This is a genomic window from Glycomyces dulcitolivorans (assembly GCF_003265355.1).
Taxonomy (GTDB): domain Bacteria; phylum Actinomycetota; class Actinomycetes; order Mycobacteriales; family Micromonosporaceae; genus Glycomyces; species Glycomyces dulcitolivorans.
This window is the reverse complement of record NZ_QFRW01000265.1, coordinates 1-14,226: the sequence shown is the minus strand read 5'-3', so window position 1 is coordinate 14,226 and position 14,226 is coordinate 1. Positions and strand designations below refer to the sequence as shown.

The window sequence follows — 14,226 nt, the reverse complement described above, 5'->3', positions numbered from 1 at the left end:
CTGCGGCGGCGGATGCGGTGGGCGCCGGCGATGGCGAGGTCGGCCAGGGCCGGGTCCTCGACCGCGGTGGGCGCGCGCTCGGCCTGCTCGGCCAGCCCGCTGCGCAGGAGGGCCTCGATGTCCCCGTTCACGCAGCCTCCCTCCGTTCCATGGAGACGCCCAGCGCGGAGGCGGGCGTGCCGAGGCGCTTGCGCATGCCCGCGAGGGCGCGGGAGGCCTGGCTCTTGACGGTGCCGATGGAGATGCCGAGGATCTCGGCGATCTGGGCGTCGGAGCGGTTCTCGTAGTAGCGGAGGACGAGGACCGCGCGCTGGCGCTTGGGGAGGGCCGAGATATGCCGCCACATGGCGTCGCGGACGGCCGAGTGCTCGGTGAAGTCGCGGGAGAGGTCGGCCCGGTCCTCGAAGACCTCGGTGGGCTTCTCGCGGTTGGACCGCTTGCGCCACCAGGAGGCGTTCGTGTTGTAGAGGATGCGGCGGGCGTAGGCGTCGATCGAATCAGTCGTCCTGATCCGGCTCCACGCCAGGTAGGTCTTCGTCAACGTCGTCTGCACCAGGTCCTCCGCTGTCGCCCAGTTCCCCGTCAGAAGATACGCCGCACGGTGCAGCGCGGCTGAGCGCGCCGCCACGTACTCGCGGAACTCCTCGTCCTGAGACGATTTGACCTCGCTCACGCGTCTCCCTGGGGGGGTCGAACAACAGACGACATACCCCCGGTGGAAAGTTGCCCCGCAGGGCGGAATTCTGCCAAAAGATGGGTGTCATCGGCAACCGAGGGTTCGTGCAAAGGCGAGTATACGAAGTAGGTGCAACCCGCCGCCTCCCGGATTCATGCCACGAGACGCCCGTCATCGCCCTTGTGACGCGAAGCACCCGCCGGGAGTGCCGGCGGGTGCGGTCGTGACGGTCGGGATTCGGGGGTCAGGTGCCGTCGGTCTTCGACGGGACGGCGGGCTCCTCTTCGGGGATGAGGTCCTCCTCGGGTTCGGCCATGCGCTCGTCGACGGCCTCGGGCTCGTACATCTCCTCGCACATCTGGAGGTAGAGCTCGTTGGGGTTCGGCAGGTGCGGGACGTTCCGCAGCGCCTGGTCCTGGCCGGCCGACTCGATGATGAACTCGCCGTAGTTGAGCATCCGGCCCATCGGCGTCTGCGAGTACTTCATGTCGGTGACGCGGCCGAGCGGCATCATGGCGACCGAGCGGGTGATGACCCCCTGGATCAGCATGATGCGCTTGTTGGTGAGGATGAACCGGTCCATGTACCAGTCGAGGATCTTCCAGCCGACGAAGCCGAGGATGAGCAGCCACACGATGACGGTGACGGACAGGGCCGTGTCGCGGTTCTCGTTGTCCCACTTCGTGAGCATGCCGGAGGCGAGGCCCATGATGAAGGTCGAGAGCGTGCCGATGACGTACCAGGGCATGAGGTGCACCCAGTGGCGGCGCCATTCGCCGCGGTACTTCTCGGTCGGGAAGAGGTAGCGGGCGGAGATCGGGGACGGGACGTCGGGGACCGCGGGGGCGCGCACGCCGGAGAGCAGGCCGCCGGCGGGACTGTCGTCGAAGCGGACGCCGTCTATGTCTCCGGCGGCCGTTGCGGGGGCTCCGGTCGAGACGCCCGGAGGAAATTGGAACTCGCGCGTGGGGGACTCGGCGCCCGGAGCGGGGCCGTCGGAGGGGGCGCGCGGACTGGGGGGCTCCAGCGGCTCGGTGTCCTTCTTGTCCCCCGAGCCGCCTGCACCGGAACCGGTCATCGATCCGCCGACATCAGGTCACGAGGTTCGTGAAGAACGCCGCGAAACCGTTTGCGGCATCGAGGATTCCGCCCGCCAGGGAACCGACGACGCCGCTGGCCTCATCGGGTCGGAAAGCTACAAAGAATACTAGGAACGCAAGTCCGCCCCAGGTCAGAATCTTCTTCAACATCCTCACCCCTCCCGTCAAAGGGTCCTGGCCGATCGTTCGTCTGGCGCAGGCTGGCACGAGTCTACCGTACGAGTATGACTCGGCTTTCAGTTTTGTGATGGGCTCCAACGGCGTGATCCGAGGGGCCGATCGCCGGGGATCAGTGTAACGACATCGTTCCACTTTTGCCCGACTCCGCCTATCTACCAGCGGAATAACCTATTCGCTTATGACACCGGCGAGCTTACCCCAAGTCACGTTCCCTTGGCTCAATGTAGGCGCATCGCCCCCTCCGGCCCCAGGGAAGCGTCAGGTATCCGACACTGGACGATCAGGAGTCAGGCTTGCGGCCGCTGTCCGAACACGTGTTCCCTCACCCACGCGTGCATGGCGATCCCGCTGGCGACGCCGGCGTTGATCGAGCGCGTCGATCCGAACTGGGTGATCGAGCAGACCATGGAGCAGGCCTCGCGGACCGGTTCGGACAGTCCGGGGCCCTCCTGGCCGAAGACCAGGACCGCCTTGCGCGGCAAGGAGGCCGTCTCGATGGGGACGGAGCCGGGGAGGTTGTCGATCCCGACGACGGCGAGGCCCTCGTCGAGGGCCCAGGCGGTGAAGTCCTCGACGGTGGCGTGGTGCTCGACGTGCTGGTAGCGGTCGGTGACCATGGCGCCGCGGCGGTTCCAGCGGCGCTTGCCGACGATGTGGACCGTGGCGGCGAGGAACGCGTTCGCGTTGCGGACCACGGTGCCGATGTTGAAGTCGTGCTGCCAGTTCTCGATGGCGACGTGGAAGTCGTGGCGGCGCTCGTCGAGGTCGGCGACGATGGCCTCGCGGGTCCAGTAGCGGTAGCCGTCGACCACGTTGCGGCGGTCGCCGCCGCGCAGCAGCTCCGGGTCGTACCGGTCGCCCTGCGGGAGCGGTCCCTCCCATGGGCCGACCCCGACCTCCATCGCGTCCTCTTCGTTCACGCCGACCATTGGAGCACAGGGGCCGCGGGTGGGCCGAGCGCATAGCGCCGCCCCGGCGGCTACGGGGGAAACCGACCGGGGCGACACGAAAGATACTAACGACCGCACGTCTGCGATCGCGCACACACCCATTTGAATTCCCTTGCCGCAGAAGGAAATCGGGCTACCAGTGGCCCCACGTCACTCCGAGTTCCACTCGTCCCAGGCGGGGGCGGTCAGGGGCGCAGGAAGTACCGGAGCGCGTCGGGGTTGGCGAGGGCGTCGCGGGCGATGGCCTCCTCGGGCCGGACGCCTTTGAGGATCTTCTTGACGGGGACCTCGACCTTCTTGCCGCTGAGGGTCCGCGGGACCTCGGGGACCTGGCGGACCTCGTCGGGGACGTGCCGGGGCGAGAGCTGCTCGCGCAGGGCCGAGACGATGCGGCGGCGCAGGTCCTCGTCGAGCTCGGCGCCGTCCTTGAGGGCCACGTACAGCAGGAGGCGGTCCTGGCCGGGGTCGTCGAGGTGGACGACGAGGGAGTCGGCGACGCCGTCGACGGCCTCGACGACGGCGTAGAACTCGGCGGTGCCCATGCGGACCCCGCCGCGGTTGAGCGTCGCGTCGCTTCGCCCGGAGATGACGGCCGAGCCGCGCTCGGTGATGGTGATCCAGTCGCCGTGGCGCCAGATCCCGGGGAAGTCGGTGAGGTAGGTGTCGCGGTAGCGGTGCTTGAGCGGGTCGCCCCACAGGCCGACCGGCATCGAAGGCATCGGGGAGGCGATGACGAGCTCGCCTTCGCGGCCGATCCCGGGGTGCCCTTCGGGGTCGAAGGACTGGACGTCGGCGCCCAGGCACCGGCACGACAGCTCGCCGCGCCAGACCGGGACGGTGGGGGCGCCGCCGATGAACCCGGTGCACAGGTCGGTGCCGCCCGAGAGCGACTGGAGCTGCGCGGTGGGGCTGATGGACTCGTACACGTAGTCGAAGCCGACCGCCGGGAGCGGCGCGCCGGTGGAGCCGATGCCGCGGAGCCTCGACAGGTCGGCCTCTTCGGAGGGTTTGATGCCGCGGGCGCGGCAGGCCATGAGGAACGGCGCGCTGGTCCCGAAGTAGGTGGTGCCGGACCGCTCGACGAGGCGCCACATGCCGGCCGGGTCGGGCATGCCGTCGAACAGGACGACGCCGGCGCCGACGATCGGCGCGGACACCAGGTAGTTCCACATCATCCAGCCGGTCGTGGAGTACCAGAAGAACCGGTCGCCGACGCCGAGGTCGTGGTGGAGCGAGTGCATCTTGGCGTGCTCGATCGCCATGCCGCCGTGGGAGTGGACGATCGCCTTCGGCAGGCCGGTGGTCCCCGACGAGTAGAGGATGTAGAGCGGGTGGTCGAAGGTGAGGGGCTCGAACGCGACGCCTTCGTCGTAGGCGCAGAAGCGGTCCCAGGTCTCGCCCTCGGTGTCGGCGTCCGGGTTCAGGTACGGCAGGACGATGAGCGAGCCGAGCCCTTCGAGGCCGCGCACGACGCGGCGCACGTCCTCGGTGCGGTCGACGGCCTTGGGACCGTACCTGTAGCCGTCGACGGCGACGAGGACCTTCGGCTCGATCTGCGCGAAGCGGTCGAGGACGGCCTTGGCGCCGAACTCGGGGGCGCAGCTGGAGAAGACCGCGCCGAGACTCGCGGAGGCGAGCATGAGCGCGAACGTCTCGGGGATGTTCGGCATCCAGGCGGCGACGCGGTCGCCGCGGCGGACCCCGTGGGCGACGAGCCCGGCGCGGGCGCGGGCGACGGCCTCGCGCAGGTCGGCGAGGGTCCACTCGACCGGGTCGCGGGTGTCGGAGTAGGCGCGGACGAGGACGTCGTCCTCGGCGACGCCGGGGGCGGTGAGGACGGCGCGCGCGTAGTTGAAGGTCTCGTCGGGGAACCACACCGTGTCAGGCATGGTCTCGTCGGCGAGGACGCGGTGCTCGGGGACCGTGGTGCCGAGCCCGAAGTACTCCCAGACCGCGCCCCAGAACGGGCGCAGGTGCTCCACCGAGTACTGCCAGAGCGCCGGATAGGAGGTGAGGTCGCGCTCCTCCCGGCGCGACAGCCACTGGCCGAACCGGCCGATGTTCGTCGTCTCCACCGCGTCAGGGCGCGGCAGCCACAACACCTCGCTGGTCACGATCGCCTCCCGATTTCCACCGCACTGTGGTCCACAGCACTATCGTGGCACGGCTCAGGTTCGCGCCCGCCTGCGGGGGATCGTTTGCGCGCTATCGCCTATTGGCCCGTTTTCGACTGTCCCAGTTCGTCCTCGATGTACCGCTCGCGCGTGACGTACAGGCCGGAGAAGAACAGCAGCACCGTCAGGACGGCCAGCAGTGCGAACGGCACCGACCACGAGCCGGTGAGCCCGTAGACCCAGCCGACCGCGAGCGGCCCGGACCCGGCGAGCAGGTAGCCCCCGGACTGCGCGAACGAGGACAGCGCGCTCGTCCCGGCCGGCGTGCGGGCCCGCAGCCCGAACAGGGTCAGGATCAGCGGGAACACCGAGGTGCCGATGCCGAACAAGGCGATCCACAGCCACGTCAGCGGGCCGCCCCCGGCGAGCCACAGGCCCGCGAGCGCGGGCGGGTAGCAGGCGACGAGCACCAGGAACGTCGGGCGCGGGCCCCAGCGGACCGTGAGGATCGGGACGACCACCGACACCGGGATCTGCACCAGCGTGAGCAGGCCCAGCATCGACCCGGCTGCGGCCGCCGACATCCCGTCGGCGGTGAGGATCGTCGTCGTCCAGCCCATGAGGATGTACGCGATCGCCGACTGCGCGCCGAAGATCAGCAGCATCATCCACGCCAGCCGCGAGCGGCGCACCCCGTGCAGGTGCGCGACCGGGTTCGCGCCCGCCGCGGCCGCGGCCGGACGCCACAGCAGCCACGGCACGATCGCGATGAGCGCCGGCAGCGCCCACGCCGCGAGCGCGATCCGCCAGTCCCCCGACAGGTGCTCGATCGGGGCCGTCGACGCCGCCGCGACCGCCGTGCCGACCGCGAGCGTCGTCGAGTACGCGGTGGTCATGACCCCGATGCGGGTCGGGAAGTAGCGCTTCACGATCACCGGGACCGCCACGTTCCCGATCGCGCCCGCGGCCAGCGCGAACAGGCTGAACAGCAGGAACAGGGCCGTGTTCGGGGCGAACGCGCGGGCCACGAGCCCGGCGCTCATGACCAGCAGCGCGCCCGTCAGGAGCAGGCGCGGGCCGAAGCGGCGGGCCAGGCGCGGGGCGAACGCCCCGAGCCCGGCGAACGCGAGCACCGGGAGGGTGGTGAGGAGCCCGGCCAGGGCTTCTGACATGCCGAGGCCGCCGCGGATCTCGGCGAGGATCGCGCCGACGCTGGTGACGGCGGTGCGGAAGTTGAAGGCGGCGAGGACGACCCCCGCGACGAGCATCCAGCCCGCGGCGACCGCTTTGCGCCCGATCGGGTCGGCGATCTCGGCGGCAGGCGTGGGGACGGGGTGTTCGCGCTCCTGGGCGAGGCCGCCCTCGGGCAGGCTGGCGCTGGCGTCGGTCGTCACGAGGACGGCTCCTTCCGAGGCCGGGGTGTTCACGGTAGGCAGGCAGGCGCCGGCAATCGCTAGCCGAGCTTCCGGGAGGAGTACCGGGAAACGTAACTGAACCGATTCACGGCAGGCGGGCGACGCCGTCAGCGGCCGGGATAGAATCGGGACAATTCATGGGATGAATTGGCGGCCTGTCAACGGTATCGCGAGGGCTGTCTGCTTTAATCCTCCTAGTGTCAGGAAACACGCACCCCCCATGGCAGGCCCCCGCAGGCCATGGCCGCGATCCGGGAAGGTCAGGTCCGCCAGTGGCATTGCAGTCGACACGCAAGTCCGCCCTCGTCGATCAGGTGATCGAGCAGCTGCGGCAGCAGATCAGCGACGGCGAGTGGGGCCTCGGATCGCGCATCCCGACCGAGAGCGAACTCGCCGAGCTCCTCGGCGTCGGCCGCAACACCATCCGCGAAGGCGTCCGCGCGCTCGCCCACGCCGGACTCCTGGAGATCCGCCAAGGCGCCGGGACGTTCGTCGTCGGCCGCAGCGAGGTCACCGCCGCCGTGCGCCGCCGCATCGCCGCCAGCCCCGCCTCCGACGCCATGGAGGTCCGCCGCGGCCTCGAAGTCGAGGCCGCCCGCCTCGCCGCCCACCGCCGCGACGAAGCCGACATCACCCGCCTGCGCATCCTCCTCGCCGAACGCGAAGCGACCCACGAGGTCGGCGACACCGAGGCGTTCATCGCCGCCGACATCGCCCTCCACCAGGCCGTCGCCGAGGCCAGCCACAACAAGCTCCTCGCCGAGCTGTACTCCGAACTCGCCGACTCCCTGCGCGAGACCGTCCGCGCCGGCCTCGGACCCGTCCTCGCCGAAGAGCCCCACATCGACCACACCAGCGCCATCGAGGCGATCATCGCCGGCGACGCCGACCTGGCCGCCGCCGAGACCGCCGCGTACCTCAGGCTCCTCGTCGACGATTGACTGACGATCTCCGGGCGCCTCACAGCAAGCCCCTGAACCGCGGGAACGCAGCGGCCCTAGAGATAGAGTCGGTAGTGCCGCTTCGATCGAACGGCACCGAGAGGAGTCCCCATGCGCCTGTCCGCCCGCGTCGACTACGCCCTGCGCGCCGCCGTGGCCCTGGCAGGTTACGGCGACCGATGGGTCTCGGCCGAGCAGATCGCCGAGGACCAGGGCATCCCCCGCAAATTCCTCGAATCGATCCTCCTCCAGCTGCGCCGCGGCGGCATCGCCACCTCCAAGCGCGGCTCCGAAGGCGGCCACCAGCTCGCCAAGGCCGGCGACCTCATCAGCCTCGCCGACGTCATCCGCGCCGTGGACGGCCCCCTCGTCGGCGTCCGCGGCGAGCGCCCCGAGCAGGTCCCCTACACCGGGACCGCCACCGCCCTCACCAACGTGTGGATCGCCCTGCGCGTCTCCGAGCGCAACATCCTCGAATCGGTCTCCCTCGCCTCGGTCGCGAACGACGACCTCCCGACCTCGGTCACCAAGCTCCTCGAAGACCCCGACGCGTGGGTCATCCGCGACTGACGCGGCATGACCGGCCCGGCTCTGCCAGAATCGGTGCGTGAAGTTCCCTGACCTGGGGGCCTGGTGGGACCGGGTGCTCCTGTCGATGCGAAGACGGTCCAACCTGGTCGACCACGCCTGGCGGACCGCGGAGCGCTACGGCGAGGTCCACTGCGGCCAGATGGCGGCCGCCATCTCCTACTACGCGTTCTTCGCGGCGTTCTCCATGTCGCTGCTGGCGCTGGCGATCTTCGGCTACCTGCTGAACTTCCCCGACATCTACGACTCGGTCGAGAAGTGGCTGTCCCAGAACCTGCCGGTGATCGACATCGGGGTGCTGGAGAGCTCCCGGAAGTCGGTGACGATCTTCGCGGCGGTCGCGCTGGTCGTGGCCGGGGTGGCGTGGGTGCAGTCGGTGCGGGCCTCGATCCGCCTCGTCTGGGGGCTGGAGGCGCAGCCGGGGAACCCGTTCCTGCGGTGGGCGATCGACCTGGGCATCCTCGTCGGGGTCTCGGTCCTGCTGCTCATCACGATCGGCGCGACGGCGGGCGCGGAGTTCGTGCTGGCGTGGCTGGACTGGGACGAGGTCACCGGGAACCTGGCGCTGCTGGTGCGGGCCGTCTCGGTCCTGGTGGGGCTCATCGCGAACGCGCTGCTGGCGGCGGTGCTGCTCCAGGCGCTCCCGCGCGTGGTCATGCTGCCGCGGCGGGTGATCTGGGCGTCGATCGCGGTGTCGATCGGCATGGAGCTGCTCAAGACCGCGGGCCGGATCTACGTCCTGCACGTCTCCGACCGGCCGGCGTACCAGGCGGTCACGACCGCGGTCGGCCTCCTGGTGTTCCTGTACCTGTTCAACGTGATGCTGCTGGCCGCCGCGTCGTGGACGGCGACTTCGCTGCGCGGCAAGGCGATCGACCTGTACGAGCGGGCCGCGATCCCGAACGGGACCGGGCGGCTGTACGGGACCGGGGAGCAGCAGCGCGTGGACGACGACGGCTGACGGCCCGGACGCGAGCGCCCGGGCCGTCCACTGTGTTCTATTAAGCGGTCGCGCAGACCTGGCCGTTCATGAGGAACATGCCCGGGTCGTCGGGGTCGCCGGTCCCCTGGAACCCGATCTGCTTGGTGCGGCCGGGTTTCAGCGGGAAGTTCCAGAACGCCGGGTCGGCGGCCATGGCCTCGCCGTCGATGGCGATCTCGCCGCCCCAGTCGTACAGGACGGACTCGACCCCGCCGGACTTCCAGCGCAGGTCCCACTCGTCGATGTCGGCGTCGCCGGTGTTGGTGACCTTGATCTGGACGACGAACCCGGTCCCCCAGTCGGCGGCGACCCGGTACTCGACCTCGCAGGAGGCCGCGGCGTACGGCGCGGCGGCCGCGTCGCGGGAAGGACCATAAGTGACGGTCTCGTAGTCCGGGGCCTCCATGTCGTAGCCGATGAAGTAGCTCGGCCACGGCGGCTGGTTATAGGAGACGTTCTGCCAGGAGACCGCGAGGCGGTACTGCGGGTCGTTCATGAGCGTCGGCAGCGCGTACTCGGTCGGGATGACGGTGGTGAAGATCCGCACGCCGTCGTTGGACTCCTTGCGGAGGATCACCTCCTCGCGCCAGTCGCCGAGGAGGTCGGCGCTGAGGACGGGGTTGCCCTTGGTGCCGTTGTTGGTGTCGACGCCTTCGGGGGTGAAGATCTCCTCCTGGGTGCCCGTGGCGGGGTCCCATTCGGCGATGAACGGGTAGAGCGGCGTGTAGTTCGGCTCGTCGAACTCGTGGTCGAGGATCTCGCGGCCGAGGTCGCCGTCCCACCAGATCATGAAGTTCGCCGAGGGGATGGAGTTCCCGATGAGCGTGCCGTCGGCGGCGTGGAGTTCGCCTTCGCGGGCGTTCCACGCGCCGGTGGTGGACACGGCCCAGCATTCGGCCCCGGGGTAGGCGGGGTCGATGTCGCCGCAGGCGCCGCGGCCGGTGTCGCGGGTGCCCGGGATCGACCAGAGGACCTCGGCGGTGTCGGCGTCGCGGAAGGCCGCGGCCCGGTTGCCCGAGCAGCTCATGCACTCGAAGGGGCTGAAGATCTCCAGGCCCTCGTTGGAGGGGTCGAAGTCGGAGACGTGGAGCGCGTCGCCGTGGCCCAGGCCGGTCGTGTAGAGCGGGGTGCCGTCGTCGTTGATGGTCATGGCGCCGAACACGATCTCGTCGCGCCCGTCATCGTCCACATCGGCGATGGACAGGTTGTGGTTGCCCTGGCCGCCGTAGGCGCCGCCCCAGCGGTCGGAGCTGAAGCTCCAGCGCTTGGGCAGGTTGTCGCCGTCCCAGTCCCACGCGGTGATCTCGGTCTTGGCGTAGATGCCGCGGTTGGTGATGAGCGAGGGGTGGACGCCGTCGAGGTACGCGACGGCGGCCATGAGCCGGTCGCCGCGGTTGCCGTAGCAGTCGCCCCACGAGCAGATGTCGCCGCGCGCGGGCGAGAAGTCGACGGTCTCCATGGCGGCGCCGGTCTGGCCGTTGAAGACCGTGAGGAACTCCGGGCCCTCCAGGATGCGGCCGGTGCTGTTGCGGTAGTCCGCGTCGGCGTCGCCGATGACGTCCCCGACGCCGTCGACGGTGCCGTCGGCGGTCTTCAGGGCCACTTCGGCGCGGCCGTCCGAGTCGAGGTCGTAGGCCACGAGCTGCGTGTAGTGGGCCCCGGCGCGGATGTTGCGGCCGAGGTCGATGCGCCACAGCAGGTCGCCTTGGAGCGTGTACGCGTCGACGTAGACGTTCCCGGTGTAGCCGTTGTGCGAGTTGTCCTTCGCGTTCGACGGGTCCCACTTCTGGACGATCTCGTGGGTGCCGTCGCCGTCGAGGTCGGCGACCGTGGCGTCGGTCGGCGCGTACGTGTACGCGACGCCGTCGGGGGTCGTGCCGCCTTCGGGGCGCTGCATGTCGACGTCGACGTACTGGTCGCCCCAGACCTCGAACGCCGCGGTGTAGCCGGTCTCGACGCCTTCGGACACCGTGGCGACCCAGTAGGTCGAGTTGGCGGTGCCGCCGGCGTCGGTGAGGTTCGTCAGCGCGGTCGGCTCGGGGGTGAGGAGGCGGCCGTCGCGGTAGACGTTGAACGCCGTGCCCTCGGGGTCGTTGGCGAGGCTGCGCCAGGACAGGTAGTTCCCGTCCTCGACGCTGACTGCGACCGGGGCGCGGCCGAGGCTCTCGACCTGCTCGGCGCAGTCGGCGCACGGCTCGTCGGGGCCCTCGTTCCCGGAACCGGGGACGTCGCCGATCCTGGTGAGCTCCAGGCCGTTCAGGTGCCCGGTCTGGCCGGAGACGGTGACGTTCAGCTGGCCGTCCTCGACGACGATCCCTTCGAAGTCCTTGGTGAGGATCGACTTCGAGCCGGCGTTGGCCGCACCGTAGTCGACGCCCTCGAACTTCAGGTTCGAGCGGGCCGAGCCGACGTAGTCGCCGACGAAGACCCGCGCGGTGTACAGGCCGTCGGCCACGTCGACGGCGAAGTCGTAGGTGCCGCCGAACCAGGCCACGAAGTCGGAGCCGAGCGGGTCGGTGGTGACGCCGCGGTCGCGGTCGATCGCGGTCGACATGTCGGTGGTGAAGCCGTAGCCGCGCTCGGCGGTGTACGCGGTGCCGCGGTTGACCTCGGTGTACCCGGCGGCCACGGTCTGGCTCGCGGGACCGAAGTCGTACTTGAAGCCGGCGGTCGCGGTCGTGACCGACAGCGTCGCCGAACGGTCGGATTCGCCCTTGCCGTTCACGGCGGCCACGGCGAACTCGTACGTCGTCTCCTCGGCGAGGCCCGAGACGCGGCCGACCCCCACCGTGGCGGTGGTGCCGAGGCGCCACTCGGCCGCTCCGTCAACACCACCCGGTTCGCGCACGTAGACGCGGTAGATGTCCGCGTCGTCCTGGTCGGCCCAGTTGAGGGTGACGCTGGCGTTCGCGATCGTGGCGGCGAAGACCCCGCTCGGGGCGGCCGGGACGTCGGCCGGGGGCGCGACGTCGACCACGTGCTCGCTCAAGGGGAGTCCGAGGGTCGCGGTCTCCTCGGCGACGAGGCGGGCCATCTGGATGGCGCCGTACTCCTGGAAGTGGGTGTCGTCGGCGGTGCCGTTGGGCCGGTTCGGGTAGACCCCGGCCGGGACGTGCAGGAACACCGACTTGGCCTCTTCGGGGCCGATCTCGTTGAGGTACGCGCGGGAGGAGGCCGACAGGTCGATCATCGCGACGCCGGTCTCCTCGTGGAGCTCGTAGACCTTCTCGACGTACTCGGGGAAGGAGGTGTTGAACTCGCCCGTGGTCGCGTTGAAGCTGCGGCGCGACACCGGGGTCACGAGGACCGGGATGGCGCCCTTCTCGATCGCGCCCGCGATGTAGTAGTCGCGCAGATAGGTCTTGTAGTCGTCGGGCGAGGTGTACCGCTCAGGCACGGACACTGTCGCATCGTTGTGCCCGAACTGGACGAACAGGTAGTCGCCCGGCTGGATCTCGTTGAGGATCGCGTCGAGGCGGCCCTGCTCGATGAACGAGCGCGAGGACCGGCCGCCGATGGCGTGGTTCGCGATGGTGACGTTCTCGTCGAAGTAGCGGTCGATCACCTGGCCCCACCCGGCCTGCGGCTCCCAGTAGGGGTCGTAGGTCTGGACGGTGGAGTCGGAGGCGAGGTAGACGGTGATGCCGTCGTCCTCCTGGGCCTGGGACGGGGAGCCCGCGGAGAGGACGCCCGCGAGGGCGGTGGCCCCGATCGCGACCAGCGCGAGCGCGCGGCGCCAGGGGGGTGGGGTCATGGACCTCATTGTCACTTCCGTAGTGAGAGGAGGAGGGGGCTCGCGGGGCAAACGTGAATGAATCGTTTCAATCACGCCGGAGACTGCCGGGCAAGCGTTTACTACTTTCGGGACCGTACCGATTGGATCGCCGAATGTCAATACATGTCGATACCTGTGGGCCGTTGGGGTCACCCCGAGCGGCCGCTCGTGGCACATGTTCGACAAGTCGAACATGTGCCACGAGTCGGTCAGCGCACGTGCGCGGCGATCGATCGGCCGCTCAGGGCCCTCGCTCCCTCGGAGACCAAGCGCGCCATCTGGGTCGCGCCGTACTCGTGGAAGTGCGTGGAGTCGGCGAGGCCGTTCGGGTACGCCGGGTACTCCCCCGCCGCCAGGTGCATGTAGACCTCGGCCTGGGCCCGGGCGGGGGTGATCAGGTTGAGGTAGGCGCGCGAGCGGGCGCCGAGGTCGATGAAGGACACGCCGGTCTCGCTCACCAGCTCGCGGACCTTCGCGCCGTAGGTCGCGAAGGACTCGTTGAACTGGCCGGTCGAGGTGTTGTAGTCGAGCCGGTTGACCGGGGTGAGCAGCACCGGGATCGCGCCCTTGGCGGTGGCCCCGGCCATGTAGTGGTCCCGGAGGTACATCTTGTAGTCGTCGGGCGAGGTGTACCGCTCGGGGTTCCCGGTGCTGGCGTCGTTGTGCCCGAACTGGACGAAGAGGTAGTCGCCGGGCTGGATCGCGTTGAGGATCGTGGTGAGGCGGCCCTGCTCGATGAACGATCGCGAGGACCGGCCGCCGATGGCGTGGTTGGCGATCCGGGTGTTGGCGTCGACGAAGAGGTTGAGCTTCTGGCCCCAGCCGGTCATCGGGTACACCGAGGAGTTGTAGGTCTGGGCCGTGGAGTCGGAAGCGATGTAGACCGTCGGCGTGCCCGCGGCCGGGGCGGCGTCGGCCGGGACGATCCGCCACTGCTGGTTCTGCCCGCCCGCGTTGTCGTACTGCGACAGGCGCGAGCCGAGGGCGATGTTCCACTCCCAGACGTCGAGGGCCTTGCCGGAGTTGCGGTTGACGAAGCGCAGCCAGGTGCCGTCGTCGATGATCTGCCACTGCTGGTTGGTGCCGCCGTTGGAGGCCCACTGGACGATGTCGGCGCCGTTGGCGGTCGACTTGGCGTAGACGTCGAGGGCGAGCCCGGAGTGGCGGGCCTCGATCCGGTGGTAGCCGCCCCCGGCGTCGACGAAGCGGAACTGCTGGCTGGTCGCGTAGCTGCGCTGGCGCTGGACCAGCTTGGCGCCGTTGGCGGTCGAGGCGCCGTCGATCTCCAGGGCCAGCCCGTTGTAGCGGGACTGGAGGACGTACCAGGTGCCGGGGGTGAAGGCCGCCCCCGCCGCGGCCGCCCCGAGGACGCCGCCGGCGGCCGCGCCGGCGCCGAGTCCGGCGAGGAGGCCGAGCGAGCGGCGGGTGAGCTTGGCGCCGAACGGGTTCGGGCGCTCGGTCGGGTTCTGCATGTGCGCTCCAGAGCTCGAAGTCGAGGGCCGCGG

The 14,226-nt window shown here is 69.9% G+C and carries 11 protein-coding genes; 3 read left to right on the top strand and 8 right to left on the bottom strand.

Translation table 11 applies throughout. The features are described 5' to 3' along the window. Positions 1-127 precede the first annotated feature (127 nt). From DI269_RS17595 to DI269_RS17575, 6 genes are all read right to left on the bottom strand, one after another. On the bottom strand, positions 128-673 hold the full coding sequence (locus DI269_RS17595; RefSeq protein WP_112138218.1) for a SigE family RNA polymerase sigma factor: 546 nt from the start codon (positions 671-673) through the stop codon (positions 128-130). A 247-nt stretch (positions 674-920) separates the two neighbouring features. Then, a complete protein-coding gene (locus DI269_RS17590) occupies positions 921-1,754 on the bottom strand; it encodes a PH domain-containing protein (RefSeq protein ID WP_112138216.1) in 834 nt (277 codons plus the stop codon). A gap of 13 nt (positions 1,755-1,767) precedes the next feature. Beyond that, positions 1,768-1,926 carry a hypothetical protein gene (locus DI269_RS27825; RefSeq protein ID WP_176953298.1) on the bottom strand — a complete coding sequence of 53 codons (159 nt, stop codon included), beginning with the start codon at positions 1,924-1,926 and terminating at the stop codon, positions 1,768-1,770. Between the two features lie 317 nt (positions 1,927-2,243). After that, complete coding sequence (locus DI269_RS17585) at positions 2,244-2,885, bottom strand: TrmH family RNA methyltransferase (RefSeq protein WP_112138213.1); 642 nt, start codon at positions 2,883-2,885, stop codon at positions 2,244-2,246. Positions 2,886-3,091: 206 nt separating this feature from the next. Then, positions 3,092-5,020, bottom strand: a complete 1,929-nt coding sequence (locus DI269_RS17580) for an acetoacetate--CoA ligase (protein WP_112138211.1) — start codon at positions 5,018-5,020, stop codon at positions 3,092-3,094. A gap of 98 nt (positions 5,021-5,118) precedes the next feature. Next, positions 5,119-6,414, bottom strand: a complete 1,296-nt coding sequence (locus DI269_RS17575) for an MFS transporter (RefSeq protein WP_232822795.1) — start codon at positions 6,412-6,414, stop codon at positions 5,119-5,121. A gap of 293 nt (positions 6,415-6,707) precedes the next feature. On the opposite strand from DI269_RS17575, the gene DI269_RS17570 reads away from it, so the two are divergent. From DI269_RS17570 to DI269_RS17560, 3 genes are all read left to right on the top strand, one after another. Then, positions 6,708-7,376: a FadR/GntR family transcriptional regulator gene (locus tag DI269_RS17570; RefSeq protein WP_112138208.1), complete on the top strand. Its 669-nt coding sequence runs from the start codon at positions 6,708-6,710 to the stop codon at positions 7,374-7,376. A 111-nt stretch (positions 7,377-7,487) separates the two neighbouring features. Further along, on the top strand, positions 7,488-7,946 hold the full coding sequence (locus DI269_RS17565; RefSeq protein ID WP_112138206.1) for an RrF2 family transcriptional regulator: 459 nt from the start codon (positions 7,488-7,490) through the stop codon (positions 7,944-7,946). A 37-nt stretch (positions 7,947-7,983) separates the two neighbouring features. Then, positions 7,984-8,925 carry a YihY/virulence factor BrkB family protein gene (locus tag DI269_RS17560; RefSeq protein ID WP_112138203.1) on the top strand — a complete coding sequence of 314 codons (942 nt, stop codon included), beginning with the start codon at positions 7,984-7,986 and terminating at the stop codon, positions 8,923-8,925. A gap of 40 nt (positions 8,926-8,965) precedes the next feature. On the opposite strand, the gene DI269_RS17555 is transcribed toward DI269_RS17560, so the two are convergent. Both DI269_RS17555 and DI269_RS17550 read right to left on the bottom strand, forming a co-directional pair. Beyond that, the gene (locus DI269_RS17555) at positions 8,966-12,700 is read right to left on the bottom strand and encodes a rhamnogalacturonan lyase family protein (protein WP_198667520.1); all 3,735 of its coding nucleotides are present in this window, start codon (positions 12,698-12,700) and stop codon (positions 8,966-8,968) included. A 230-nt stretch (positions 12,701-12,930) separates the two neighbouring features. Continuing rightward, a complete protein-coding gene (locus DI269_RS17550) occupies positions 12,931-14,193 on the bottom strand; it encodes an RICIN domain-containing protein (RefSeq protein WP_112138199.1) in 1,263 nt (420 codons plus the stop codon). Positions 14,194-14,226: the final 33 nt, after the last annotated feature.